We start from the raw sequence: 25,753 nt of genomic DNA, 5'->3' as shown, positions 1-25,753 counted from the left end.
CACCCGCCGGGTTCGCGTGCACCACCCTAGTACACGGCCTTCACACATGTGTGAAAGCTGAGTAGCGTCGAACCATGGCGTTCCCGATCGAGGTCAGCGACCTCCGCAAGTCCTTCGGCAGCACCCGGGCTCTCGACGGGCTCGACCTCGCGGTCGCCCGCGGCGAGGTGCACGGTTTCCTGGGGCCCAACGGGTCCGGCAAATCCACGACCATCCGGGTCCTGCTCGGGCTGCTGCGGCCCGACGGGGGCTCGGCGACGCTGCTCGGCGGTGATCCCTGGCGGAACGCCGTCGACCTGCACCGCCGGCTGGCCTACGTCCCCGGCGACGTCACCCTGTGGCCCAACCTCACCGGCGGCGAGGCGATCGACCTGCTCGGCCGGCTCCGCGGCGGGCTGGACCGGCGGCGCCGGGACGACCTGCTCGAGCGCTTCGACCTCGATCCGCGGAAGAAGAGCCGCAGCTACTCCAAGGGCAACCGGCAGAAGGTGGCGCTGGTCGCGGCGCTAGCCTCGGACGTCGAGTTGCTGCTGCTCGACGAGCCGACGTCGGGGCTGGACCCGTTGATGGAGGCCGAGTTCCAGGCCTGCGTCCTGGCGGCGAAGGCCGCGGGCCGCACCGTCCTGCTGTCCAGCCACATCCTCGCCGAGGTGGAGTCGCTCTGCGACCGGGTGAGCATCATCCGGCTGGGCCGCACGGTGCAGAGCGGCACCCTGGCCGAGCTGCGCCACCTCACCCGGACCTCGATGTCGGTGGAGACGGTTCGGCCGGTGCCCGAGCTGGCGGAGCTGCCGGGGGTCCACGACCTCGTCTCCGGCGACGGCCGGGTCCGGTTCGACGTCGACAGCGCGGCCCTGGACGACGTGGTCCGGCACCTGTCGGGAGCCGGGGTCCGCGCCCTCACCAGCACCCCGCCCACGCTGGAGGAGCTGTTCCTGCGGCACTACGGCGAGTCCGTGCCGGAGCCGGAGACCGCCCGGTGAGCGCCCTCGCCGGCACCGGCGCGCTGGTGCGCCTGGCGCTGCGCCGCGACCGGGTCCGGCTGCCCGTCTGGGTGATCGCCGTCGTCGGGCTGCTGATGAGCAGCGTCGTGTCGGTCACCTCGCTGTACGGGTCGACGGCCGAGCGGGAGGCCTACGCCGGCGCGGTCGGCGACAACCCGGTCGCGGTGATGATGGGCGGCCCCGGCGCCGGGCTGCCCTCGCTCGGCGGGATCGTGGTGTTCGAGGTGGCCATCGTGGGCTACGTGGCCGTCGGGCTGATGAGCCTGCTGCTGGTGGTCCGGCACACCCGGGCCGAGGAGGAGGCCGGTCGCACCGAGCTGCTCCGGGCGGCCGTCGTCGGCCGGTGGGCCGGCCCCGGCGCCGCCCTGGTCGTCGCGGGCGCGGCGAACGCCGGCATCGGGCTCGGCGTGGGCGCCGGCCTGGTCGCCACCGGGCTACCGGCCGCCGGGTCGGCCGCGCTGGCCGCTTCCTTCGTGGTGTTCGGCCTGGTCATGGCCACGGTCGGCCTGGTCGCCGCGCAGCTCACCGAGCACTCCCGGGGGGCCAGCGGGATCGCCGCGGCCGCCCTGGCGGTCTTCTTCGTGCTGCGGGCCGCGGGCGACATCGGCGGAGGCACGCTGTCGTGGACCTCGCCGATGGGCTGGGCGCTGGCCGTACGACCCTTCGCCGGGGCACGCTGGGCGGTGCTGCTGCTCCCGCTGGCCGCGGCCGCCGTCCTCACCGCCGCGGCGCTCGCGCTGCTGGACCGGCGGGACGTCGGCGCCGGCCTGGTCGCCGCCCGGCCCGGCCGCGCGACGGCGTCCGGCGGGCTGGCCGGCCCCCTCGGCCTCGCCTGGCGGCAGCACCGGGCGGCCCTGCTGGGCTGGGGCATCGGGATGTTCCTGCTCGGCGCCGCCTACGGCTCGGTCGGCGAGTCCGTCGAGGAGCTCGTCTCGCAGAACGACGCGCTCGCCGAGTTCGTCGCCGGGTCGGGGACCGACCTGGTCGACACGTTCTTCGCCGTCGCCACCTCGATGACCGCCCTGGTCGTGACCGGATTCGCTCTGCAGGTGGCGGTGCGCATGCGCGGTGAGGAGACCGCCGGCCGGCTCGAACCGCTGCTGGGCACCGCGGTGTCGCGCGGGCGGTGGCTCGCCGTCCACCTGCTGGTGGCCGTCGCGGGGAGCACGGTGCTGCTGGCGCTGGGCGGCCTGGGCACGGGGCTGCTGCACGCCACGCTCACCGCCGACCCCGGGCAGGTCGGCCGGCTCACCGTCGCCGCGCTCGTCTGGGCCCCGGCCGCGTGGGCCCTGACCGGCGTGGCGGCCGCGCTGTTCGGCCTGCTGCCCCGAGCGGTCGGCGCCGTCTGGGCGCTGCTGGCCGCGGCCGCCTTCCTCCTGCTGCTGGGCCGCACGGTGCAGCTGCCGGACTGGGCGGTGGGCCTGTCCCCCTTCGAGCACGTCCCCCAGCTGCCGTCCGAAGCGGTGTCGGCTCCCCCGTTGCTCGCCCTCACCGCCGTCGCCCTCGCCCTGGCGGGGGCCGGGCTGCTCGGGTTCCGCCGCCGCGACATCGGCTGAGCCCGGGGCCTTCCCCGCGGCTGCGCGCACCGTGGGCCTGCCGCCGAGCGGCCGGTGACCGACGATGGCCGGGCAGGAGCGGCCGCGCTCCCGTCCGGAGGGGATCCCATGCGCGTCTACGCCGACCGTTCCGACCGCCGGGCCCGGCAGCTGGCCGCCGACCTCGGCATGCTCGCCTGGGCGGTGCTCTGGGTGCTCGTCGCGCGGGTGGTGCACGGCGCGGTGCTGGTGCTGGCCGAGCCCGGCCGCGCGGTGGAGGACCTGGGCCGGTCGATCTCCCGGACGATGGGCTCCGCGGCCGGGGTGGCCGAAGGCGTGCCGCTGGCCGGGGACGAACTGGCCGACCCGTTCTCGACCCTCGGGGACGCCGGTAGCTCGGTCGCGGACGCCGGACAGGGCACCCAGGACGCGGTGCAGACGCTGGCCACGGTGCTCGCCGTCGTCCTCGTCGTGCTGCCCGTCGGCCTGCTGCTGCTGTGGTGGGCGCCCGGGCGGTTGCGCTGGGCGCGGGAGGCCGCGGCCGCCGACCGGCTGGCCCGCGGTGCCCGGGCGCCCCGTCGTGCCGGGGCGCCCGGCGGGGACGGCGGGGACGGCGGGGACGGCGGGGACGGCGACAGCGTCCCCGCCGGCGCGCACGGCCCGGACCTCGAGCTGCTCGCGGCCCGGGCCCTGGCCACCGCCCCGCTGCCGGAGCTGGCCGGTCTCCCGGCCGGCACCGGCGCCGGGTGGCGGGCCGGGAACCCGGCCGCGGTGCGCTCGCTGGCCGGCCTGGAACTGCGCCGGCTGGGGTTGTCGCTGCCCGACGTCAGCCCTTCGTGACCGAGAAACCCGAGCCCTGGACTGCGGCCGAGCAGACGTCCTCGTCCTCCTGGCCGGTACCCCCGCTGGCACCGAGCGCGCCGATCAGCCGACCGCCGTCGAACACCGGCACGGCGCCGGGCTGCGGGGTGAACTTGCCGTGGGTCATCTCGGTGAGCGCGCCGGCGAAGTTCGGCAGCGGGTCCATCTTGGTCTTCTGCCCGGCGCTGGGCATGCCGTAGGCGGCGGCCGTCCACGCCTTGCCCTGGGCGACCTCGGCGGAGATCCACGGAGCGCCGTCCAGCCGCAGCAGGGCCAGCAGGTGGCCGTAGGGGTCCGTCACGGCGAAGGACATCGGGATGCCGACCCGCTCGGATTCGGTACGGGCGGCGGCGAGCAGGGACAGGGCCTGGTCATGTGTCAGCACCCGCTCACCCTGCCATCCGCCCTCAGGTCGCGTCGACCGGGCGCAGCTGCGGAGCGGTGGCCCTGGCCTGGGCCGCGGCGAGCACCCCGATCACGGCGAGGGCATTGCGGATCCGCCCGTCGAAGACCTGCTGGACGGCGTCGGCGAGGGGAACCCGCTCGATCGTCATGTCCAGTTCCTCGTGCTCGACGGTGAACCCGTCGGGAAGGGCGACGTCGGTGAGCCCCTCGGCGAGGTAGACCAGCACCATCTCGTCGCAGAAGCCCGGGGTCGAGTACGGGGTCGCCAGCAGCGACCACCGTTCGGCGGACAGCTGGACCTCCTCGGCCAGCTCGCGGCGAGCCGTCTCCAGCGGCGGTTCGCCGTCCACGTCGCGCAGGCCCGCCGGCAGCTCCCACAGGTGCTCCCCGATCGGGTGCCGGTACTGGCGCAGCAGGACCACCCGGCCCTCGTCGTCGAGCGCCACCACCCCCACCGCGCCGGGGTGGTGGACGACCTCCCGGTTGCTGTCGCCACCGCCGGGCATGGCCACGGTGTCCCGGCGCAGCGAGATCACCCGCCCCTGGTAGACCTCCTCGGAGGCCAGCACCTCGTAGTCGTGACGGGCTCCGTCGGGTGCTGCAGCCATCAGATGCCGACCTTCTCGCTCTCGTCGTCGGGCACCGGCAGCCGGGCGGCGTCCTGGTAGCCGATGGCGGCGTGGACGAACGCGGCGAACAGCGGGTGCGGCCGGGTGGGCCGGCTCTTCAGCTCGGGGTGGGCCTGGGTGCCGACGAAGAACGGGTGGACGTCGGCGGGCAGCTCCACGAACTCCACCAACGTGCCGTCCGGTGAGGTGCCGGAGAAGACCAGCCCCGCGGCGGACAGCTGGTCGCGGTAGGCGTTGGCGACCTCGTAGCGGTGCCGGTGCCGCTCGGTGATCTCGGTGGACCCGTAGGCGGCGGCCACCACCGAGCCCTTCTGCAGGGCGGCGGGATAGCTGCCCAGCCGCATGGTGCCGCCCATGTCGCGGGTGCCGGCGACCACGTCGACCTGGGTGGCCATGGTCGCGATGACCGGGTGCTGGGTGTCCGGGTCGAACTCGCTGGAGTTGGCGTCGGAGATGCCGGCCAGGTCGCGGGCGGCCTCGATGACCATGCACTGCAGGCCCAGGCAGAGCCCCAGCAGCGGAATGCCGTTGACCCGGGCGTGCCGGACCGCGCCGAGCTTGCCCTCGATGCCGCGGACCCCGAACCCGCCGGGGATGCACACCCCGTCGGCGCCGGCCAGCGCGGCCTTGGCGCCCTCGGCGGTCTCGCAGTCGTCGGAGGGGACCCAGCGGATCTCCACCCGCGAGCGGTGCGCGAACCCACCGGCGCGCAGCGCCTCGGTGACCGACAGGTAGGCGTCGGGCAGATCGATGTACTTGCCGACCAGGGCCACGGTCACCGTCTGCTTCGGCGCGTGCACCCGGTCCAGCAGGTCGCCCCACACGGTCCAGTCGACGTCCCGGAACGGCAGGCCGAGCCGGCGCACGACGTAGGCGTCCAGGCCCTCGCGGTGCAGCACCCGGGGGATGTCGTAGATCGACGGCGCGTCCGGGCAGGAGATGACCCCGTCGGCGTCGACGTCGCACATCAGGCTGATCTTGCGCTTGAGCCCGTCGCTGATCTCCCGGTCGGAGCGGCAGACCAGCGCGTCGGGCTGGATGCCGATGCTGCGCAGCGCGGCGACCGAGTGCTGGGTGGGCTTGGTCTTCAGCTCACCGGAGGGGGCGATGTAGGGCACCAGCGAGATGTGCAGGAAGAAGCAGTTGTCCCGGCCGATCTCGTGCCGGACCTGGCGGGCGGCCTCGAGGAAGGGCAGCGACTCGATGTCGCCGACGGTGCCACCGATCTCGGTGATCACCACGTCGACCCGGGCCGCGTCCGGCGCGGCGGTGACGGCCATGATCCGGGACTTGATCTCGTTGGTGATGTGCGGGATGACCTGCACGGTGTCGCCGAGGAACTCCCCGCGCCGCTCCTGGGCGATCACGTCGGAGTAGACCTGCCCGGTGGTCACGTTCGCCCGGCCGGTCAGGTCGGTGTCGAGGAAGCGCTCGTAGTGCCCGATGTCCAGATCGGTCTCGGCGCCGTCCTCGGTGACGAAGACCTCGCCGTGCTGGAACGGGTTCATCGTCCCCGGGTCGACGTTGAGGTACGGGTCCAGCTTCTGCATGGTGACCCGCAGCCCGCGGCTGGACAGCAACGCGCCCAGCGAACTGGCGGTCAGTCCCTTGCCCAGTGACGACACGACGCCACCGGTGACGAAGACGAACTTCGTCGGCTGGGAGTTGGAGAGAGATCCGCGATCACGAGCTTCAGCCAGTCGACCCACGGGCGCTCACGCTAACACGGGTCGAACCACCACCCGGGGTCGAACCCGGGGTGCCGTCGGCCGCGCCGTCGTCCGGGGACGACGGCGGGAGCGTCCCGGCGACCAGCCACACCAGCAGCGGGAGGAGCAGAGCGGCCGCCGTCGCCGGCACGGCGACGCCGGAGTCGTTGGCGGCGGCTGCCACGACCAGGCTGAGCGCGACGGCGGTCAGCCCGGACCGGAGCACGCGGGCATCGGCAGCCGGCAACCCGGCCGGTCCGGCGCCGGGACGGCTGCGGAGCAGGCCGCCGGGGCGCAGCAGCCACAGCGCCGCCCCGAGCGCCACCGGCAGCAGCCAGGCCAGCGGACTGCCGGTCAGGATGCCGAGGTTCGCCTGCCCCTTCCGGAGCACCACCGTCCACGCCTCGCCGTCGAGGAGCTGCGCGACGAAGCGCCCCAGGTGGCTGCGTTCGGACGCCGGCCGCAGCCAGTCCAGCACCGCCACGGCGCCCACCACGACGACGGCGGCCGCGAGCACGGCCACCAGCCGGCCGACGGTCACCCGGATGCGGGCCAGCAGCATGCCCAGGACGACGAACCCGGGCACCGCGGCGAGCACGCCACCGAAGTCGCGGCCCAGCGCCGGTGCGCCGATCACGACCACGGCGGCCGCGCCGGCGACCAGCACCGGCAGCAGCCACCTCGCCCGGCCGGGCCCACCGTCGGCGGGTGCGGCGTCCCGCCGGTCCGTGCCGTCCCCGGCGCCGCCGCGCCGGCCGGAGCGGGCGACGACGGCGGCGGCCGCTGCGGTGAGCAGCAGCGCGCTGACCGAGAACAGCCCGAAGCTGAGGTTGCCGTACCCCACGAAGCGCCCGGCGACGATCGCGTCGTAGCCGAGCAGCCCGTCCAGCTCCAGGTGCGAGCCGGTGAGCACGTCGCCGACCAGCGTGGCCAGGGTGACGGCGAGGACGACGACCGCGGGGCCGGTCCGCGACCGGCGCCAGGGACCGAGCCCGGCGACCAGCGCGACCAGCAGGGCGACCGCGGGGACGGCACCGGCCAGTGCCCAGCGGGGCGAGGCGGCGTGCTCCCAGGGCAGGGCGTTGGCCAGGTAGGTGGCCACCGGGAGGGCGGCGGCGACCAGGCAGCCGGCGCGCAGCGCCGCCCGCCACCGGAGGCCGGCCGACCGCAGCGGCCACCGGGACAGCGGCCGCCCCCACCCGCCGAGCACCAGCATCCCGGTGGCGACGAGGAGCGCGTTGACGACCACCAGGCAGGAGAAGAACAGGCTGGTGCTGCGGTAGTGGGTCGAGGCCCGGATGTTGGCGTCGGTGAGCTCGGCGATCGCCGCCGGCAGCGCCGGCCGGTCGCCGGCCACGGTCATCGGCTGGCCGTTCATGGACGCCGGCTGGTCGATCCCCAGCGCCCGCAGCGCCGTGGGGGCCACGTCGATCAGCTGCACGAACGGCGCCCGGCCGGTGCTGGCCGAGGTGAGCCACCCGGTTCTCGTGCCCGCGCCGGAGACCAGGCCGACGTGCAGCTGCGCACGGCCGTCGTTGACCTCGGAGATGCCCTGCAGCAGCAGCAGCGTCTCCCCCGGCAGCGCGGCCACCGCGTCGCGGAGCAGGCCGACCTGCCGGTCGATGTCGGCCAGCGCACCCTGCCGGGGCGCGGGCTGCGTACCGGTGTCGGTCTGGTCGGGGCTCGGCCGGCCGGCGTCGGTGAGCTGGTCCAGGGAGATCACCGTGAGCGGGCACGGAAGGAGCAGCGAGGCGATCTGCTCGGCGGTGGCCGGCAGCCGCTGGTGCACGGTGAGCTCGGTGTCGGGCCCGGCGACGGCCAGCGCCGCGGCCCGACCGACGGCGGTGGCGCAGCCGACCGCACCCCCCAGCGCGCCGGGCTCGGCGCCGAAGCGGGCGGTGGCCTCGTCCTCGGCGATCCGTTCCAGGGTGGTCTGCGGCTGGTGCAGGCCGAGGGAGGCGGTCTGCTGCTCCAGCCCGCAGAAGGAGAAGGACGCGTCGAGAGCCGGGGGCTCGCCGTCGTCGGGCGCACCGCCGGCGTCGTCCGTCGCCCCGCCCGCCTCGTTCTCGACCGGGACCGGCGGGATCGGCTCGGGCGGCCCCGGGTAACGCGCCCGGTTGCCCGCGCCCAGGGTGGCCCAGCCGTCGAGCAGGCAGGTGGTCGACCGGGCGGCGCGCACCGACATGGCCCCGATGGCAGCACCCTCGGCGAGGTCCCACAGCTGCGGGGTGCGGTCGGGGTCCAGATCCCCCCACACCAGGCCGGGGACGCCGACGACGAGCACCCGGGCGGCCCGCCGGTCGGCGGCGGCGCCGTCCGCCCCGTCCCCGGCAGCGGCGGCGGCCGGTGCGGCGAGCCCCAGGAGCATCCCCACCGCGAGCAGCAGCCCGGCCAGCCGCGCGGCGGGGGTCACCGGTGCGGCCCGCCGGGCGGCCCGAGCAGCTCGCGGTAGACGGCGACGAGCTGGCGGGCGGTGCCGGCCTCGTCGGGCCAGCTGGCCGCCTGGCGGAGGCCGGCCGCGGACAGCCGCGCCGTCCGCCCGGGGTCGGTGAGGACCGCGGCGACGGCGTCGGCCAGGGCGGCGGCATCCCCGTCCGGCACCAGGTCCGCCGCGTCGCCCACCAGCTCGGGGATCCCGCCGACCCGGGTGGCGACCAGCGGCGTGCCGGCCCGCAGCGCCTCCTGGGCGGTCAACGACCGCGCCTCCCACCGCGAGGGCAGCACGCACACGTCGGCGGCGCCGAGCAGGTCGGCGACGTCGGTGCGCCGGCCCAGCAGGCTGACCGGGAGCCGCCGGGCGCCGATCTGCTCGGACAGCGCCTGTTCCAGCGGGCCGTCGCCGGCGATCACCACGCGCGGCGGCGCCGACCGCAACCGCGGATCGGTGGTCCAGCGCTGCACCGCGTCGAGCAGGACGTCGTACCCCTTCTGCGGGTGCAGCCGGCCGACGGCCACCACCAGCGGCCGCAGGTCGTCGTCCAGGCCCAGGTCGCGGCGCACCTCCGGCCGGCTGCGCTGGGCCGGCGGGAGAGGTGGCGCCGAGACCGGAGCGACCCGCACGTCGCGGGCGCCGAGCCGGCGGGCGTTGGCTGCCAGGTCGCCGGAGGCGGCCAGCACCAGGTCCGCGCCGCGGATGGTGGCCCGCTCGGCCGCCTGGAGCACCCGCCGGCGCAGCCCACCGCCCTCGGGCAGCGCGTTGTGCAGGGTGAGCACGAGCGGCCGCGCCCGCTCCCCGGCCAGCCGGCGCGCCGCGGCAGCGACCAGCCCGGCGCGCAGCCCGTGGGCGTGCACCAGGTCCGCGCCGGTGGTGGCCCGGCGCAGCGCGAGCACCGCGCGCAGGTCGGCCAGCGGGGCGAGCCCCGCGGAGATGCCGACCGGGCGGAAGTCCGCTCCGGTGGCGGTGAAGGCGAACAGTTCCTCGGTGGCGAGCGGCCCGCACACGCGCACGGCCGCACCGGCCCGGCCCAGCGCGGGCAGCACCGAGCGCAGATGGGTGCCGACGCCGCCGGTGCTGGTGGCCAGCACCTCCGCGATCCGTCGCTCCGCCAGCGGGCGCGGCTGCGGCGCCGGCTCCCCACCGGGCCGTTGCCTCGACTCAGCCATCCGCCACCTCCGCGTCCGTGCCGTCGGGAGCTGTCGGAGTCCGCAGCCCGCGCACCGCCGATCTCAGGGGCCGACGGGCGGTTCCCATCATGACCGCCGCGGCGACGACGAGCACGGCGCTGCCGGCCAGCGCCCCGACGCCCAGTGCGGCGAGGACGCCGTCGTCAGGGACCGGGTCGGCGCCCAGCCGGCGCGCGACCAGCACCCCCGCGGCCCCGCCCAGCACCGCGGCGAGCAGCGCGGGCAGTCCGGTGCGCGCCAGCCCGGCCAGCGCCCCGGGTCCGGCGATCCGGCCCACCACGACCAGCAGCGCGAGCCCGGCCACGGTGACTCCGACGCTGTGCCCGGCCCCGAGCGCCCAGGCCCGGTCCGCCGCCGGCAAGGCCCGGGCCAGCACGATGTCGGCGACCACGGCGACCAGCCAGCCACCGGCGACGCAGGCCGTGGGCGCGCGCCACAGCCCGCGGGCGTAGAGGGCCCGGGACAGCAGCGCCACCAGTCCGTAACCGAGCAGCCCGGGCGCGAAGCCGACGATCGTGGCCTGCAGCGCCGCCGCCGGGCCACTGCCGTCCTCGGTGGCGAAGAACACCCGGGCCAGCGGGCCGGAGACCGCGACCAGGCCGGCGGCCGCCACCGCCGCCGAGACGACGGTGAGCACCAGCACCGGGGCCAGCGCACGCCGGTAGCCGGGTTCGTCCCCCACTTCGGCCCGCTCGCTCAGCCCCGGGTAGGCCGAGGTGGCCAGCGGCACCGCGAGGGCGGCCCAGGGCAGCAGGAAGACCGTCATGCCGGCGAGGTAGGTGACCTGGGTGCCGGCAGGGGCGCCGTCGTTGGCCAGCCGGATCGCCACCAGGGCGACCAGCTGCTGCCCGGCGAGGGTGAGCACCCCGGCCAGCGCGAGCCGCCGGACCCGGGGGGCGGCGCCGACCGGGAACCGCAGCGCCGGGCGCAGCCCCAGCCGCAGGCGGCGCAGCGGCACGAGCAACGACAGGCTCAGGGCCACCACGCCGAGCGTCGTCCCGACCCCCAGCACGAGCTCGGCCGCGGTCGACAGGTCGGCGATCTGCCGCCCCCCGCCGATGCCGGCGAACAGCAGGTAGGCGCCGGCGACGACCACGGACGACAGCAGCGGCGCCAGCGCCGGGCCGGCGAACCGCCGGTGGGCCTGCAGCACGCCGGTCAGCACGATGCCGATGCCGTAGAGCACCACCTGCGGGGCGAACACCAGCAGGAAGCGCGCGGCGAGGTCGACCTGCGCGGAGTCGGCGGAGTCGGCGCCGAGCAGCAGCGCCGCGATCGGCCGGGCCAGCACGGCGAGCAGCACCGCCAGCGGGACCAGCAGCAGCAGGGTCCAGCCCAGCAGCGCCGAGGCGGTGCGGCGGACCTGCTCGCGGTCGCCGGTGGCGATCCCGCCGGCGAGCATCGGGACGACGAGGCTGGCCAGCGCGCCGCCGGCCACCACCTCGAAGACGATGTTGGGAACGCTGTTGGCCACCACGTAGGTGTCGCCCGTGGTGCCGGCGCCCACGGTGTTGGTGAACACCAGCGTGCGGCCGAAACCGGCCATCCGGGCCAGCAGCGTGAGCACGGAGATCAGCAGCGCCGCGGCGGCGACGCCCGTCAGCGCCCGGCGGCCGCGCGGGGAAGGGAGGCGCGACGCGGCCGGCAGGCCCGGCTGCGGGATCACGCCGGGCGGCGGCCGAGTCGGTCGAGCTCCCGCAGCCCCGGCGTCGACTCGATCACCCGGGTGAAGCTGATCTTCTCGCTGGCCAGCGTCAGGGCGGTGACCACACCGAGCAGCGCGATCCGGACGGGCCGGCCGGGCAGCGCCGCCAACCGGAGCCCGAGCAGGGCGCCGACGGCGTTCGCGCCGCAGTCACCGAGCATCACCTGCTCGCCCAGGTCGGCCGGCAGCACACCGAGCGCGGCGCCCAGCGGTCCGGCCGCCAGGCCACCCGCCGGCCCACCCACGCCGGCCACGGCCAGACCGACGGCCGCCTTCCCGGCCCGGCCGGGACGCAGGTCGAGCAGGTTCAGCAGGTTCGCCGTCCCGGCCACCAGGCCGGTGGTGAGCACGCCGTCGACGAGTGCGGAGCCGCCGGCGCCGCGCCGGGTCAGCACGGCCGCGACCGCGGCCGCGGCCCCGATGCCGGCCACCTTCACCGCGCCGGCCGAGATCCGCCCGGCCCGCAGCGCGGCCAGGTGCCCCGCCAGGCCCTTGTCCGCAGCTTGCTCCGGCCGGGCACCGGCGAGGTCGTCGTAGCCGCCGACGAGACCGGACACCGTGCCGACGAGCGCCGCGGCGACCCGCTGCCCCGCCGGGGCGCCCGCGATGGCCGTGCCGGTCGCGGCGGCGGCCAGCACCGGCCCGCCGAGCAGGGTCACCGGGCGCCGGGCGTAGTTGGTGCGCTGCCAGCGGGCCCCGGCCGGCCCGGCGTCCAGGACCGCGGCCGCGGCCAGCCCGGCCCGCGCGGCCAGCGCGCCCCCGGCCGCGAGCGCGAGACGACGCCCGGCGGTCACGGCGCGGGAACGGGAACGGGCAGGGTGTCCTCGCCCGTGCCGTACGCACCCGACGTGCCGCGTCCCTCGGCGGCGACGGCGAGGACCGTGGTGATCCGGCCGGCCGGGGTCTCCACGTTGTCGACGGTGGAGACGTCCGAGGTGACCGCGGCGTCGGCACGCACCGCGGCGACCAGGCCGCCCTCGGTCGCCGACGTGGAGTCCCCGGCCACCACGGCGCCCGAGCCACGGGCGTCCAGCGCGGTGACCAGGTCGATCAGCGCGTCGTTGCGCTCGGCTGCGTCCTCGTCCTCGGGGTACCCACCCGCGGTGAGGAGGACGGCGAAGTTCGCGGGGCTCACCGAGGTGGTGTCCTGGCTGAGCAGCTCGAGCTCCTCGAGCCCGGCCAGCACCGAGGAGGTCGCGCCGGGATCGGGCGGTGCCGCACCGTCGGCGGGCACCATCAGCACGCCGGCCAGCAGCGCGGCCACCAGTTCCCCGGTGTCGTCGGTCTCGGGCAGCACGACACCCGGCGGCCGTCCGGGGCCGGTCACGTAGGACTGCAGGCTGCTGGCGGTGTCGGGGTCGCTGTAGGCGCCGGCGAGCCGGATGCTGCCGGTGACGGTGGCCCCGGCGCTGCCCAGCAGCGCCGTCACGCCCTCGACGACGTCGGTGGGCACGTCGGGGCTGCCGACGACCAGGACGACGCTGCGGCCGGCGAGGGTGTCCTGCACGAGCGTCGGGCCGACGGCCTCGTCGAAGGCGCCGTCCTCGTCCAGCGCGATCTGCAGCTGCTGGGTCTCGTCCTCGAGCTGGCGCTTGTCCTCCTGCAGGGCCGTCACCTGCGCCTCGAGGTTCGACAGCACGGGGCCGTTGAGCTGGGTGGTCCCGATGACGATTCCCAGCGCCACGGCCAGGAAGACCGCGATCAGGGAGACCAGGTGGTAACGGAAGTCGATCACGAGAAGAGGTTCTCCAGCCAGAACACGAAGCTGTCCCATTGGTCGATGAGCAGGTCGAGGTAGACCCGGCCCGCGGTGGACACCGCCAGCGTCGAGCCGATCGCCAGGAACGCCGCGAGGACGAGCACCACCAGCGTGGGGGTCGAGATGCGGCTGCGGTACAGCCGGCTGACCCCCTTGGCGTCGACCAGCTTGCCGCCCAGCCGCAGCCGGGTGAGGAAGGTCGAGGCCATGCCGCCGCGACCCTTGTCCAGGAACTCCACCAGCGTGGCGTGCGTGCCGACGGCCACGATCAGGGTCGCTCCCTTCTCGTCGGCCAGGAGCATCGCGATGTCCTCGCTGGTGGCCGCCGCCGGAAAGGTGATGGCGTCCACGCCGAGGTCCTGCACGCGCTTCAGCCCGGGCGCCCGCCCGTCGGGGTAGGCGTGCACGACCACCTCGGCCCCGCAGCGCAGCACGGAGTCACTGACCGAGTCCATGTCGCCGATGATCATGTCCGGCTGGTAGCCGGCCTCCTTGATCGCGTCGGCGCCGCCGTCGACACCGATGAGGACCGGCCGGTAGTCGCGGATGTAGGGGCGGAGGGCCTGGAGGTCCTCTTTGTAGTCGTAGCCGCGGACCACGACCAGCACGTGCCGGCCGTCGATGGTGGTCGTGACGTCCGGGACGCCGACCCCGTCGAGCAGGAGCGCGCGCTCGCGCTTCATGTACTCCATGGTGTTGGTGGCGAAGGCCTCCAACTGCGCGGAGAGTCCGGTGCGGGCCTCGGCCATCGCGGCGGCGACCGAGTCGTCGTCCTGCCGCACGCCCTCGGCGACCACCTCGTCGCCGATGAACAGCTGATTGCCCTCGACGCGACCCGCCGCGCCCTCCTTGATCCGGGTGAGGACGTCCTTGCCCACGCCGTCGATCAGCGGGATCCCCGCCGCGACGAGGATCCCGGGACCGAGGTTGGGATAGCGCCCGGAGATGCTGGGCGCCGCGTTGATCACGGCGCCGACCTTGCCGGCGACCAACGAGTCGGCGCTGACCCGGTCGATGTCGATGTGGTCGATCACCGCGATCTCGCCGGGCCGCAGCCGCTTGGTCAGGTTCTTGGTCCGGCGGTCGACGCGAACGGTCCCGTTCACCCCGGGTGCCGTCTCGGACGCCCTACCGCGCCGCACGGTGCCGATGCGCATCTCCCGATGCTCCCATGGGCGGGTCGACGACCCGATGCCGACGCGCGTTTGCAACGATTCGATCACGCTCGGTGAACGACACCGGGTCCGACGCGACACGCCCGGCGCGGCGTCGCGCCAGCTCCGCGGAAGGGTGATCGGTCCGTCACTAGCGTGACTGTCGTGACTGGTGGGGCGGCCGCACAGCCGCGTACAGCGACTGTCGTGGGCAACGTGGTGGCCGAGGTGCCCGGGTACGGCGACGACGTCGAGGAGGTCGGTGACGTCGGTTCAGCGCGGGCCGGGGCCCCCGGCACCGCGCCCGGGGAGCGCGCCGGCGACGGACCGGCCGGCTCGCCGGAGTCAGACGGGACCGCCCAGGTGGTCGAGTTCGCCGTCCGGACGGCCGCCGCCCCGGAATCCGTCGGGAGAGGCACCGACGTCCCCGCGGAGGGTGCCGCGGGCGTCCCGCGGAAGGCCGGCCGGGGGCGGACCCGCAGCGGCCCGAACAAGCGCGAGGTGCGGCACCAGCAGACCCGCGAGGCGATCGTGGACGCCGCGGCCGCGCTGTTCAGCGAGCGCGGTTTCGACGCCGTCAGCGTGCAGCAGATCGCCCAGCGCGCCGGGGTCGTGGAGAAGACGGTGTTCAACCACTTCCCGGTGAAGGAGGGGCTGGTCTTCGAGGCCGACCCGCCGATGGGGGCCGCCCTGGTCGCGGCGGTGCGCCGCCGTCCGGCCGGGGAGTCCGCAGCCGCGGCCGCCGGCAGCTTCGTCGTGGCGGCGGTGAGCCAGCTGGGCTCGCCGGCCGCAGCCGACGGCGTGGCGGAGATGGCCCGGGTGATCCGGGGCAGCCGGACCCTGCAGGTGCGGGAGCGGGAGATCCTCGGCACGCTCACCGACGCGCTGGCCGAGGAGATCGCGCTGGAGACGCACTCCCCGGCGGCGGCGCTCGAGCCGTGGCTGGCCGCGCACGCGGTGCTCGGGCTGTACGCCGCGATGCTGGAGCTGGCCCGCGATCGGGTGCTGGCCGGCGCCTCGGGGCCCGAGCTGGTCGCCGAGCTGCGCGCCACGGGCCGCCGCGGGCTGGCGTTGCTCCAGTTCGGCCTGGCCGGGTACGCCAAGCGCCGCTGAGAAAGGACCCCCTCCTCCCCAACCCTCGCAAGCTCGGGCCGGGACCCGGGAGGGGGCCACAAACCGCGTTCCCCCTCCTCCCCGCCCGTCGCGGAACGGGCCCTGCTACTGCCGCCCCGCCGCGACGGCGAGCAGCTCCCGCGCGTGCGCCTGCCCCGTGTCGCTGTCGGCCAGTCCGGACAGCATCCGGGCCAGTTCCCGGACCCGGTCCTCGCCGTCCACGGCCCGGATGTCGGTGGCCGTGACGCCCTGCGCGGTGTCCGGTGACTTGTCCACCACGAGGTGGTTGTCGGCGAAGGCGGCGACCTGCGCCAGATGGGTGACCACGACGACCTGGTGCTCGCGGGCCAACCGGGCCAGCCGCCGCCCGATCTCGCCGGCGGCCTGCCCGCCGACACCGGCGTCGACCTCGTCGAAAACCATCACCGGCACCGGGTCGGCGCCGGCGAAGACCACCTCGATGGCGAGCATGACCCGGGAGAGCTCCCCGCCGGAGGCGCCCTTGTGCACCGGCCGGGCCGGTGCGCCCGGGTGCGGGGACAGCAGCAGCGCGACCTCGTCAACGCCCTCCGGGCCCGGGTGGTCCGCGTCGGTGTCGATCCGGAAGGACACCTGGGCGTTCTTCATCGCGAGTCCGGCCAGCTCGGTGCCGACCTCCGCGGCGAACCCTTCCGCGGCGGCGGTGCGGCCGGCCGTGACCCGGGCCGACAGCGCGGCCAGTTCCTCGCGGGCGGTGTCCCGGGCGGCGGTCAGGGCCTCGAGCGCCTCGTCGGAGACGTCGAGCTGGGCCAGCCGGTCCGTGGCGTCGGCCGCCCAGGCCAGCACCCCGGCCAACCCCTCGCCGGGGTCGGCGTACTTGCGGACCAGCGCGGTGAGCGCGGCGCGCCGGTCGAGCACCTCGGCCAGGTGGGCCGGGTCGGCATCCAGGTCGGCCACGTAGCCGGCCAGCTGGACGGCGACGTCGGACACCACGGCGACGGCGTCGGCGAGGTCCCGGGACAGGAGGACGAGCGCCGGGTCGTTGGAACCGGCCAGGGCCCGCTCGGCAACGGCGAGGGACGTGGTGGCGTCCTGCGGGAGCTCAGCTCCCCCACCGAAGTCGCCGGTCACGTCGCCGACCAGGGCCAGCCGGGCCTCGTCGGCGGCCGCCCGTAGCGCGTCGGCGTCACCGAGCCGGGTGGCCTGCGCGTCGAGCGCCTCATCCTCCCCGGCCTCGGGGGCCAAGTCGGAGATCTCCTCGAGACCGTGCCGCAGGACGTCGGCGGTCTGCGCGAGCTCGCGGGCCTGGCTGCGCCGGCGGTCGAGATCGTCGGCCAGCCGGCGCCAGTGCGCGTGGGCGGCACGGTGCTCGTCGAGCAGGGCGAGGTGCTCGGGACCGGCGTAGCGGTCGAGCGCGCGCCGCTGCTCGGCGGGCCGGGTGAGCCGGAGCTGGTCGGTCTGCCCGTGGACGGCCAGCAGGTCCTCCGCGAGCTCGGCGACCACGCCCACCGGGACGCTCCGGCCGCCGAGATACGCCCGCGAGCGCCCCTCCGCGCTCACCGTGCGGGCCAGGATGAGGGTGCCGTCCTCGTCCGGCTCGCCGCCGGCGTCGGCGGCCCGGGCCCACACCGGCGACTCGGGTGGGAGCAGCAGCCGGCCCTCCACGCCGGCCCGGCCACCGGCCCGGACACGGCCGGGGTCGGCACGGCCGCCGAACAGCAGGGTCAGCCCGGTCACCACCATGGTCTTGCCGGCACCGGTCTCGCCGGTCACGACGGTCAGGCCGCGCCCGAGCTCGAGGGTGACGTCGTCGATGGCCCCGAGGCCGTGGATGTGCAGCTCGGCGAGCGCGCCGTTGCCCGGTGCCGCGCCGACGGGGTCAGGGGCCGGTGGCGTCGGGGCCTTCCCGGACTTCTTGACGGACTCACGCCCGGCCGTCCTGGTCGCCACCGGTCACCTCCTGCCCGTGGTGCCGGCTCTGCGGGCCGGGAACGCCCCGGGGCGCCGTGGTGCCGTCGGTGGCGGTGATCTCCCGGTCGAGAACGCTGCGCCAGCCCGGGGCCTCGTGGCCGGGGCCGTGCGAGCGGGCGTCCCGGAAACCGCGGACGGGCAGCCCGAACTTCGCCACCAGCCGGTCACCGAAGGAGGTGTGGTTGACCCGGGCGATGCGGACGGGCCGGTCGGAGCGGCGCACCTCGACCCGGCCGCCGTCGGGCACCTCCATGATGCGGCGGCCGTCGGCCGAGATGCGTGCCCGGTTGCCGTCGGGAGGCACGGCGACGGTGAGCACCGAGGTCGGCGAGGTGACCAGCGGCCGGGCGAACAGGGCGTGGGCGTTGGTCGGCACCACGAGCAGCGCGTCGACGTCGGGCCACACCACCGGGCCGCCGGCGGAGAACGCATAGGCGGTGGACCCGGTGGGGGTGGCGCACAGCACGCCGTCGCAGCCGAAACTGGTGAGCGGGTGACCGTCGATGGCCAGCACCACATCGAGGACCCGGGAGCGTTCGGCCTTCTCCACCGACACCTCGTTGAGCGCCCAGGTGGCCCCCACCTGACGGCCGTCGGCGTCGAGCACCGCGACCTCGATGGTCAGCCGCTCCTCGACCTCGTAGCGGCAGTGCTCGACAGCGCTGAGGGTGTCCTCGACCGTCTCGGGCTCGGTCTCGGCGAGGAACCCGACCCGCCCGAGGTTGACCCCGACCAGTGCGGCGTCGGTGGCCCGGGCCAGTTCGGCGGCGCGCAGGAACGTCCCGTCGCCACCGAGGACGAGAACGATCTCGGCGTCCAGGGCTGCGTCCGGGCCGAAGGCGCAGACCTCGGCGCCGGGGATGGCCAGCGCGACGGACTCGTCGTCCAGCACCCGGACCACGATGCCGGCCCGGGCCAGCCGGGCGGCCGCTGCCCGGGCGAGCTCGACGATGTCGGCCCGGCCCGTGTGCACGGCCAGCAGCACCCGCCGGGTCGCCTGCTCCGGCGGCGAGGAGGCGCTCTGACTCACTGGGGTCCTTCCTGGACTGCTCGTTCGATGTCGGCCGGCTCCGGTGCGGGTGCGTCCCGCCGCAGCCAGAGGAAGAACTCCACGTTCCCGGCGGGGCCGGGCAGCGGGCTGGCCACCACTCCCGCGGTGCCCCAGCCGAGGTCGGCCGCGGCCCGCGCCACGGTGCGCACGGCGTCGGCGCGCAACGCCGGGTCCCGGACCACTCCCCCGGCGCCCAACCGGTCCCGGCCCACCTCGAACTGCGGTTTGACCATGGGGAGCAGGTCGGCGTCGGGCGTGGCGCAGGCGATGAGCGCAGGCAGCACCAGGCGCAGGGAGATGAAGGAGAGGTCGGCGACGATCAGGTCGACCGGCCCGCCGATCGTCCCGGGCGACAGGTCGCGGACGTTGGTGCGTTCGTGCACCACGACCCGCTCGTCGGTGCGCAGCGACCAGGCCAGCTCGCCGTACCCGACGTCGACGGCGACGACCTCACGGGCGGCCCGGCTGAGCAGCACCTCGGTGAAACCTCCGGTGGACGCACCTGCGTCCAGCGCTCGGCGGTCGCCGACCTCGACGGGGAAGGCCGCCAGTGCGCCCAGCAGCTTGTGGGCACCCCGGCTGACCCACCGGGGCTCGTCGGGGTCGGTGCGGACGAGCACCGGCGTGCCGGCCTCCACGCCGGTGGCCGGCTTGGTGGCCGCCTGTCCGGAGACGAGCACGCGCCCCTCGGCGATCAGGTGGACCGCGTCCTCCCGCGACCGCGCGAGACCACGGCGAACGAGCTCGGCGTCGAGCCGGCTGCGTCGTGCCATCAGAGCTGATCGATGGTCGACAGCTCGCGCCGCAGGCGGTCGTGCTCCGCCTCGTACACAGCGACGTGTTCGGCCACTGGCTGCCCGGCGAGACCGGCGAACGGGTCGGCGGGCTGCTCGGACCCGAGGGCATCGTCGCGCGGGAGTGCCGGCACGGGACGCGGAGGGCCCGGGACGGGATGCTGCGACCCCGGAACCGGGTGCTGCGGGTGGGGCTCGGTCACAGGTCCTCCTCCGGTTCCGTCGGGCGGTCAGCGCCAGGGTCGGGCTCGTCCGAGGCTACCGGCCCGAACCGACCGTGCACGGTCGCCGGCGGGCGGCCACCGCCGGCGACCGGCGATCGGGATCCGCACCCGGAGCCGGGAGGTAGCGTCCCCGTCCGACCCCGTGGACGCCGCGTCCGCGATCGGTCCGCCGGAGGAGGCACCCCGCACGTGGCGACGCTCGAGCAGTGCATGACCGCCCTGGAGGGCTTCGTCGGCCGGCTGGCCGCCTCGGACGGCGCCCGGGGCCTGGACCGCTCGGTCTCCTGCCGGCTGACCGATCTGGGCCAGCTGGTGCGCGGGCGGCTGGCCGGCGGGTCGGTGCACGACCTGACCGCCGTTCCGGACGGCCCGTCGGCGCCCAAGGCGGACATCCGCCTCACCATGTCCAGCGACGACCTCCTGGCGCTCACGTCGGGGCAGCTGTCGTTCACGCCGGCGTGGGCCAGCGGACGGGTCAAGCTGGAAGCCGGGCTCCGCGACATGCTCCGGCTCCGCTCGATGCTCTGATCCCGGGCGTGGGCGACGCACCGGCCCACGCACGGCGCATGCCGGCATGCATCCCGCGGACGGGTTCACGGCACCTCCAGGCCCCAGGCGGTCACCGCCTGCGCAGCGGCGTCGTCGCCGGCCCGCACGACGGCCGGCTGAGGCCGCTCCCCGGCCGCCGCCCAGTGGGCGACGGCGAGCGCCCGCAGCCCGTCCAGGTCGTCTCCGGAGCTGCCCGCCCGGGTGGGTGCGTCGCGGTCGGCTCCACGGCCGACCGCGCCTCCTGCCACGAGCGTCACCACGCCCGGCCCGCCGGCGCGCGCCCGCCAGGTTCCGCACTGCCATCCCCCGTCGACCGGCACCACCGGCGGGTGCACGGTGAGCAGGCCGGCGGCGTCCCGGGCGAGCAGGTCGGGCCGGTGGTCCGGCCCCGCGGCGAGCATCTCGGGCGGCCCGGTGACACCGGACAGCACCAGCAGACTGGCCGCCCCGGCGCGGCGGGCACCCTCGATGTCGGTGTCGAGCCGGTCGCCGACCACAAGGGGGCGCCGGGCGCCGGTGCGCCGGACGCACTCGGCGTGCATCGCCGGGTCGGGCTTGCCCGCGACCAGCGGTGGCTGGCCGGTGACCGCACTGACCACTCCCACGAGAGCCCCGTTGCCCGGTAGCACGCCGCGTGGTGAGGGGATGGTCGCATCGGCGTTGGTGGCCACGTGCCGCGCGCCCCCGCGGACCGCGACGACGGCCTCGGCGAGCTGCGTCCACCCGACCGACGGCCCGTACCCCTGCACGACGGCGGCCGGGGCGTCCTCGGCCCGCTCGACGACCGTGAGCCCGGCGGCGGTGAGCGCCGCGGCGACGCCGGGGCCCCCGACCGGCAGGACGCGTGCGTTGCTACCCACCAGCGCGGCGACGACCGAGGCGGCTGCCTGGGAGCTGGTGATGACGTCGTCCGGCTCGGCGGGCACGGACAGCTCGGTCAGGTGGTCGGCCACCTGCTGCGGGGTGCGCGCGGCGTTGTTGGTGACGAACCCGAGGCGCATGCCGGCCCGGCGGGCGGCCTCGAGCGCGGCCGGAACGCCGGGAACGGCCGCGGGACCGACGTAGACGACGCCGTCGAGGTCGAGCAGCGCCACGTCGAAGAGGACCGCAGGCGGCTCGGCGGAGCCGGCTGCGAGGGGCGAGGGGGCACGGTCCGCGCTGCCGTGGAGCCGCGCCGCGGGGCTGGTGCGCGAGGTGGTCATCCGGCGATCGCACCACGCAGGGCCCGGAGGCCGCGCAGCCGCCTCGGGCCGATCGGCCGGCGCCGACCTACGATCGACGGTGTGCCCGTTCCGCCGGTGGACCAGCCGCTCCCCCGGCCCGACGGGCTGCAGGTCCGCCCCATCAGGGCGCTGACCTACCGGCGGCACGATCCCTCGCACCTGGCCAGGGTCAGTTCCCCGGCCTACGACCTGGTGACCGCGGCGGGCCGCGAGCGCCTGGCCGGGGAGGACCCGCACAACATCGTCCGTCTGATCCTCCCGCACGTCGAGGCGAACGAGCGCGAGGATGGCGGTCGTGCTGCGCGTGACCGCCACCCGGCCGAGACCGCCGCGGCGACCCTCGACCGGTGGCTCGACGAGGGGGTCCTGGTCCGCGACCCGGTGCCCGCGCTCTGGCGCTACGAGATGGCACCACCGGGACGAGCAGCCACCACGGGGTGGCTCGGGGCGGTCGCCCTCCCTCCTCGCGGGTCCGCGGCGGTGCTCCCGCACGAGGACACCTATGCCCCTGCCGTGGAGGGGCGCCGCGCTCTGCTGGCCGCGACCCGCACGGACCTCGAGCCGATCGTGCTGGCGCACGACACCGACGCCGCGGTCGCGGCGCTGACGCAGGCGGCGGCCGTGGGGCCACCGACACTGGAGGTCGCCGATCCCGACGGCGTCCGGCACCGGCTCTGGCGGGTGACCGACGCGGCGGTCCTGGACGCGCTCACCGCGGCCTTCGCGAGCACCGCTGCGGTCATCGCTGATGGTCACCACCGGTTCGCCGCCGCCACGGAGCACCAGCGCAGTGGTGCGGCGCACGCCGGCGCCGTTCTCGCGCTGGTGACCCCGATGGGACCCGGCGGGCTGCACCTGCGAGCGATTCACCGGGTGGTGCCCGACCTCACCATGGACACGGCGCTGACGTCGGCCGCCGCCGGTTTCACGGTCCGGGAGCTCACCCCTCCCGACGGGGACACGGACGCGTTCCTGCGGAGCTGGCCGGCGGGCCCTGGCCCGGCCACGTTCCTGGTCACCGACGGACAGCGGGTGGCGGAGCTGTCGGCACCCACCGGCGCGGTGCGCGATGCCGTCCCCGCGGAGGCGCCGGAGGCCTGGCGGGGACTGGACGTGGTGCTGGCCCACCACGGATTGTTCGGTCGGCTGTGGGGCCGCTCCGACGACCCGGCGTCGGTGCTGGTCGCCCACGACGTCGACGAGGCGCTGAGATCGGCACGGGAGCGGGCCGGCGTCGCCGTCCTCCTGCACTCGCCGTCGCCGGCCGACGTGGCGGCCGTCGCGCGGGCCGGTGCGCGGATGCCCCGCAAGTCGACCCTGTTCGTGCCCAAGCCCCGGACCGGGTTGGTACTGCGACCGCACGACGGCTGACCGGCCGCCGGCACACGGCGTGACCGCACGCGGTCACGCCGTCCGTGGCGCCCGCCGCGCTGCCCCCGGGACCTTGCGCCCGCGGCGGCAGTTGACCTCGTAAGCAATGGCGGTGCCCGTGGGGGTCCGCCAGAACCGCCGCTGCAGCGCCCCCTCGACCTCCACCACGTCGTCCGGCGTCCAGGCGGCTGCGTACCGCTGGAGGGCGGGGAGGTAGCTGACGCAGGTGATGATGTCGGACTTCGGCCCGCGCGGGCGGGGGGTCTCCCGCCGCACGACCAGCTTGAACACGAGGAGGGTGTCGCCACTGGGCAGCGGGCGGAACTCCGGGGATGCCGACAGCCGGCCACGCAGGACGACGTCGTTCCGGTCGATGACTGACAGGCTCATGGCCCGAGAGTCGCCCCGGGGACGGGGCCCGGCCAGCGCCGTCCGGCAACTGTGGACGGCGCCGGCCGGTGTGGACGCGGTAGCTCAGTTCGTCGGAGGGTCCTGCTCGCCCGGCCCGGGATCCTCGTCCGCGGCCTGCCCCGGCGCCTCCTGGAAGAGGCGGCTGTGGTCGGCCTCGAGGACCGCCCGCGCCGGCGGTGCCTCACCGAGCAGTTCAGCGACCTCGGCCTCGACGTCGTCCGGTTCCACCGCGTCCCCGAGGTCGAACTCCTCGTCACCCGTGGCGTCGATCAACTCGTGCTGCGGAGTTGCGCCCTCCCCCTCTACCCCGACCGGAGCCTGAACCTGAACCTGAGGCTCAGCCTGTGCTCCGGCCGCCTCGGCACCGCCGCGCTGCTCGTCCGTGTCATCCCCGTCGTCCTCCCCGTCGTCCTCATCGCCGTCCTCATCGCCGAAGCGGGTGGAGACGCCGGTCAGGTCGTCGGGGTCGACAGCGGCGATGGCGCCGAACCACTCGGCCGCCAGTTCACCGTCGCCCTGCTCTTCCAGGAGGTCGGCGTAGGCGGTGGCCAGCCGGAGCTGACCGAGGTCGGCCCGGCCCAGTCCTCCGGGAGTGGGGCGGCCACCGAGGGCCGCTTCCAGGACCAGGAGGGCGGCGGGCAGCTCGTTCAGGTCATGCCGGGCGCCGGCCTCTACGAGCCGCAGCTCGACGACCTCGTCGGGCTCGGGGTTGGCGTCGAGGGCCTCGTGCACCAGACGGAGGGCGTTGTCCGGCCGGCCGAGGGCGCGCTCGCAGTCGGCCAGGACCGCGCGGTAGCTCTCGTCCCCGGTCATCCGCCGGTAGGCGCGCAGTTCCCGCGCGGCCTCCGCGAAGTCGCTCGCGTGGTAGGCAGCCACGCCCACGGCCTCGCGTACGGCAGCGATGCGGGACGCGCGGTCGCGGGCCGCCCGGGCGTGCTCGAGCGCCAGCTCAGGATCCTCGCGGAGGAGGCCACCGGCGGCGACGAGGTGACGGCCAACGGTCTCCGCGTTCCGCGACTCGAGCCCGCGGAGGGCGGTTCGGACGGCCGGGTCGAGCTCGCGCACGTCGGCCCACTCCGGCAGCTCGGGCCCGCTGGGGCGCCGTTCGGCCACGGTGTCCGCGGGGCGCCCACCGCCGGGGCGGCGATCCTGGCCGGGACGCCGGTCCTGCCACGACGGCCGGTCACGGGTGGGGCGCTCGTTACTGTCACCCGAGGGACGGCGGTCCTGCCACGCCGGACGGTCACCCGAGGGACGGCCACCGCCCTGCGGACGGTCACCGGAGGGGCGGCGGTCCTGCCACGCCGGACGGTCACCCGAGGGACGGCCCCCGCCCTGCGGACGCTCACCGGAAGGGCGCCGGTCCTGCCACGCCGGACGATCACCCGAGGGACGGCCCCCGCCCTGCGGACGGTCACCCGAGGGACGCCGGTCCTGCCACGCCGGACGATCACCCGACGGACGGCCCCCGCCCTGCGGGCGGTCACCCGAGGGACGGCGGTCCTGCCACGCCGGACGATCACCCGAAGGCCGACCACCGCCCTGCGGACGCTCACCGGAGGGGCGCCGGTCCTGCCACGCCGGACGATCACCCGACGGACGGCCACCGCCCTGCGGACGCTCACCGGAAGGGCGCCGGTCCTGCCACGCCGGACGATCACCCGACGGGCGGCCACCGCCCTGCGGGCGGTCACCCGAGGGACGCCGGTCCTGCCACGCCGGACGATCACCCGACGGACGGCCCCCGCCCTGCGGACGCTCACTCGACGGGCGGCCCCCGCTCTGCGGGCGGTCACCCGAGGGACGCCGGTCCTGCCACGCCGGACGATCACCCGACGGGCGGCCCCCGCTCTGCGGGCGGTCACCCGAGGGGCGCCGGTCCTGCCACGCCGGACGATCACCCGACGGACGGCCACCGCCCTGCGGACGCTCACCCGAGGGACGCCGGTCCTGCCACGCCGGACGATCACCCGACGGGCGGCCACCGCCCTGCGGGCGGTCACCCGAGGGACGCCGGTCCTGCCACGCCGGACGATCACCCGACGGCCGACCCCCGCCCTGCGGACGGTCACCCGACGGGCGCCCACCTTGAACGCGGTCCCGCTGGGGGCGGTCGCCATTCTGACGACGATCCCGCTGCGGCCGGCCGCCGGCCGACCCGCCACCCCACTCGCCTCCAGCGGCACCACCGCGGGCGCGGTAAGCATCGTCACGTGACGACCCGGACCTCCCTGGAGCACCTTCTCGACTGCCCTCGGTAGGACGAGCCCCCCGGTGCCCAGCCGGGCGCGGGGTGCGTCCGCCGCCGCCACTCTGTCGCGAGCCGCCGGCGCTGCCACCGCGTGATCCACCGCCCGCCCCGCGCCCACGATCGGAACCGGCCGGACCTCGTCGGGGAGTTGTCATGGTGTTCTACGTACCTCACTGGGTCATCGGGCGCTCGCCCTTGGGGGCGCACCCGGCGGCGTCGGTCCGACTGTCGCGCCACGGACGGGCACGCGCAACAGAGCCCACGCCTGGGCGAACATGGCAGACAAAAGCAAAACGGGGGCCGGAGCACAATGCTCCGACCCCCGTTTCGAAAGGATGTCCGGCGGCGTCCTACTCTCCCACCCGGTCCCCCGGGCAGTACCATCGGCGCTGAAAGGCTTAGCTTCCGGGTTCGGAATGAGACCGGGCGTT

General features: G+C 76.0%; 22 protein-coding genes and 1 rRNA gene. 6 read left to right on the top strand and 17 right to left on the bottom strand.

Going from position 1 to position 25,753, the window contains the following annotated elements; all coding sequences use genetic code 11:
- Positions 1 to 74 precede the first annotated feature (74 nt).
- The 3 genes from ACYVG5_RS19565 (at position 75) to ACYVG5_RS19555 (ending at position 3,379) form a co-directional block, all read left to right on the top strand.
- On the top strand, positions 75 to 983 hold the full coding sequence (locus ACYVG5_RS19565) for an ABC transporter ATP-binding protein (RefSeq protein WP_222050328.1): 909 nt from the start codon (positions 75 to 77) through the stop codon (positions 981 to 983).
- Positions 980 to 2,560, top strand: a complete 1,581-nt coding sequence (locus ACYVG5_RS19560) for an ABC transporter permease (RefSeq protein WP_222050329.1) — start codon at positions 980 to 982, stop codon at positions 2,558 to 2,560. Before ACYVG5_RS19565 ends, ACYVG5_RS19560 begins: the two co-directional genes overlap by 4 nt.
- Positions 2,561 to 2,668: 108 nt before the next feature.
- The gene (locus ACYVG5_RS19555; RefSeq protein ID WP_222050350.1) at positions 2,669 to 3,379 is read left to right on the top strand and encodes a hypothetical protein; all 711 of its coding nucleotides are present in this window, start codon (positions 2,669 to 2,671) and stop codon (positions 3,377 to 3,379) included.
- Here ACYVG5_RS19555 and ACYVG5_RS19550 read toward each other — a convergent pair.
- The 9 genes from ACYVG5_RS19550 to steA are packed head-to-tail and all read right to left on the bottom strand — an operon-like array spanning position 3,366 to position 14,388.
- A complete protein-coding gene (locus ACYVG5_RS19550; protein ID WP_222050330.1) occupies positions 3,366 to 3,785 on the bottom strand; it encodes a GlcG/HbpS family heme-binding protein in 420 nt (139 codons plus the stop codon). The two genes, ACYVG5_RS19555 and ACYVG5_RS19550, sit on opposite strands and share 14 nt — an antisense overlap.
- 22 nt (positions 3,786 to 3,807) lie before the next feature.
- A complete protein-coding gene (locus tag ACYVG5_RS19545; RefSeq protein ID WP_222050331.1) occupies positions 3,808 to 4,413 on the bottom strand; it encodes an NUDIX domain-containing protein in 606 nt (201 codons plus the stop codon).
- Entirely contained in the window at positions 4,413 to 6,143 is a 1,731-nt protein-coding gene (locus ACYVG5_RS19540; RefSeq protein ID WP_460683463.1) for a CTP synthase, read from the bottom strand. The genes ACYVG5_RS19545 and ACYVG5_RS19540 overlap by 1 nt, the downstream gene beginning before the upstream one ends.
- Entirely contained in the window at positions 6,127 to 8,556 is a 2,430-nt protein-coding gene (locus ACYVG5_RS19535; protein ID WP_222050332.1) for a hypothetical protein, read from the bottom strand. The genes ACYVG5_RS19540 and ACYVG5_RS19535 overlap by 17 nt, the downstream gene beginning before the upstream one ends.
- Complete coding sequence (locus tag ACYVG5_RS19530) at positions 8,553 to 9,746, bottom strand: glycosyltransferase family 4 protein (protein WP_222050333.1); 1,194 nt, start codon at positions 9,744 to 9,746, stop codon at positions 8,553 to 8,555. The genes ACYVG5_RS19535 and ACYVG5_RS19530 overlap by 4 nt, the downstream gene beginning before the upstream one ends.
- Entirely contained in the window at positions 9,739 to 11,433 is a 1,695-nt protein-coding gene (murJ, locus tag ACYVG5_RS19525) for a murein biosynthesis integral membrane protein MurJ (protein ID WP_460683462.1), read from the bottom strand. The genes ACYVG5_RS19530 and murJ overlap by 8 nt, the downstream gene beginning before the upstream one ends.
- Positions 11,430 to 12,266, bottom strand: coding sequence for a hypothetical protein (locus ACYVG5_RS19520; RefSeq protein ID WP_222050334.1), 837 nt, complete (start codon positions 12,264 to 12,266; stop codon positions 11,430 to 11,432). Before ACYVG5_RS19520 ends, murJ begins: the two co-directional genes overlap by 4 nt.
- The gene (locus ACYVG5_RS19515; protein WP_222050335.1) at positions 12,263 to 13,207 is read right to left on the bottom strand and encodes a copper transporter; all 945 of its coding nucleotides are present in this window, start codon (positions 13,205 to 13,207) and stop codon (positions 12,263 to 12,265) included. Before ACYVG5_RS19515 ends, ACYVG5_RS19520 begins: the two co-directional genes overlap by 4 nt.
- Positions 13,204 to 14,388: a putative cytokinetic ring protein SteA gene (steA, locus tag ACYVG5_RS19510; RefSeq protein ID WP_222050336.1), complete on the bottom strand. Its 1,185-nt coding sequence runs from the start codon at positions 14,386 to 14,388 to the stop codon at positions 13,204 to 13,206. Before steA ends, ACYVG5_RS19515 begins: the two co-directional genes overlap by 4 nt.
- A 204-nt stretch (positions 14,389 to 14,592) precedes the next feature.
- On the opposite strand from steA, the gene ACYVG5_RS19505 reads away from it, so the two are divergent.
- On the top strand, positions 14,593 to 15,498 hold the full coding sequence (locus ACYVG5_RS19505) for a TetR/AcrR family transcriptional regulator (RefSeq protein ID WP_460683461.1): 906 nt from the start codon (positions 14,593 to 14,595) through the stop codon (positions 15,496 to 15,498).
- A 105-nt stretch (positions 15,499 to 15,603) separates the two neighbouring features.
- On the opposite strand, the gene recN is transcribed toward ACYVG5_RS19505, so the two are convergent.
- Genes recN through ACYVG5_RS19485 form a run of 4 tightly spaced genes read right to left on the bottom strand, consistent with a single transcriptional unit; the run spans position 15,604 to position 19,427 of the window.
- Positions 15,604 to 17,427, bottom strand: coding sequence for a DNA repair protein RecN (gene recN, locus ACYVG5_RS19500; protein WP_222050338.1), 1,824 nt, complete (start codon positions 17,425 to 17,427; stop codon positions 15,604 to 15,606).
- Complete coding sequence (locus tag ACYVG5_RS19495) at positions 17,402 to 18,478, bottom strand: NAD kinase (RefSeq protein WP_222050339.1); 1,077 nt, start codon at positions 18,476 to 18,478, stop codon at positions 17,402 to 17,404. The genes recN and ACYVG5_RS19495 overlap by 26 nt, the downstream gene beginning before the upstream one ends.
- Positions 18,475 to 19,272 (bottom strand): TlyA family RNA methyltransferase, encoded by a 798-nt coding sequence (locus ACYVG5_RS19490; RefSeq protein WP_222050340.1) that lies wholly within the window; start codon positions 19,270 to 19,272, stop codon positions 18,475 to 18,477. Before ACYVG5_RS19490 ends, ACYVG5_RS19495 begins: the two co-directional genes overlap by 4 nt.
- Positions 19,272 to 19,427 (bottom strand): hypothetical protein, encoded by a 156-nt coding sequence (locus tag ACYVG5_RS19485; RefSeq protein ID WP_460683460.1) that lies wholly within the window; start codon positions 19,425 to 19,427, stop codon positions 19,272 to 19,274. The genes ACYVG5_RS19490 and ACYVG5_RS19485 overlap by 1 nt, the downstream gene beginning before the upstream one ends.
- Positions 19,428 to 19,706: 279 nt before the next feature.
- Here ACYVG5_RS19485 and ACYVG5_RS19480 point away from each other — a divergent pair, with 279 nt between their 5' ends.
- The gene (locus ACYVG5_RS19480; RefSeq protein WP_222050342.1) at positions 19,707 to 20,045 is read left to right on the top strand and encodes an SCP2 sterol-binding domain-containing protein; all 339 of its coding nucleotides are present in this window, start codon (positions 19,707 to 19,709) and stop codon (positions 20,043 to 20,045) included.
- A gap of 65 nt (positions 20,046 to 20,110) precedes the next feature.
- On the opposite strand, the gene ACYVG5_RS19475 is transcribed toward ACYVG5_RS19480, so the two are convergent.
- Complete coding sequence (locus tag ACYVG5_RS19475) at positions 20,111 to 21,268, bottom strand: HAD-IIA family hydrolase (protein ID WP_222050343.1); 1,158 nt, start codon at positions 21,266 to 21,268, stop codon at positions 20,111 to 20,113.
- 81 nt (positions 21,269 to 21,349) lie between these two features.
- Here ACYVG5_RS19475 and ACYVG5_RS19470 point away from each other — a divergent pair, with 81 nt between their 5' ends.
- On the top strand, positions 21,350 to 22,660 hold the full coding sequence (locus ACYVG5_RS19470) for a DUF1015 domain-containing protein (RefSeq protein ID WP_222050344.1): 1,311 nt from the start codon (positions 21,350 to 21,352) through the stop codon (positions 22,658 to 22,660).
- 33 nt (positions 22,661 to 22,693) lie between these two features.
- Here the strand turns inward: ACYVG5_RS19470 and ACYVG5_RS19465 are convergent, their stop codons facing one another.
- The 3 genes from ACYVG5_RS19465 to rrf all read right to left on the bottom strand — a co-directional run.
- On the bottom strand, positions 22,694 to 23,050 hold the full coding sequence (locus ACYVG5_RS19465) for a single-stranded DNA-binding protein (RefSeq protein ID WP_222050345.1): 357 nt from the start codon (positions 23,048 to 23,050) through the stop codon (positions 22,694 to 22,696).
- A gap of 84 nt (positions 23,051 to 23,134) precedes the next feature.
- Complete coding sequence (locus tag ACYVG5_RS19460) at positions 23,135 to 24,184, bottom strand: tetratricopeptide repeat protein (RefSeq protein WP_460683459.1); 1,050 nt, start codon at positions 24,182 to 24,184, stop codon at positions 23,135 to 23,137.
- 1,475 nt (positions 24,185 to 25,659) lie between these two features.
- Positions 25,660 to 25,753, bottom strand: a 5S ribosomal RNA gene (gene rrf, locus ACYVG5_RS19455); the annotation flags it as partial.

The organism is Modestobacter lapidis, from assembly GCF_054780755.1.
This window is presented reverse-complemented; position numbering and strand designations above follow the sequence as displayed.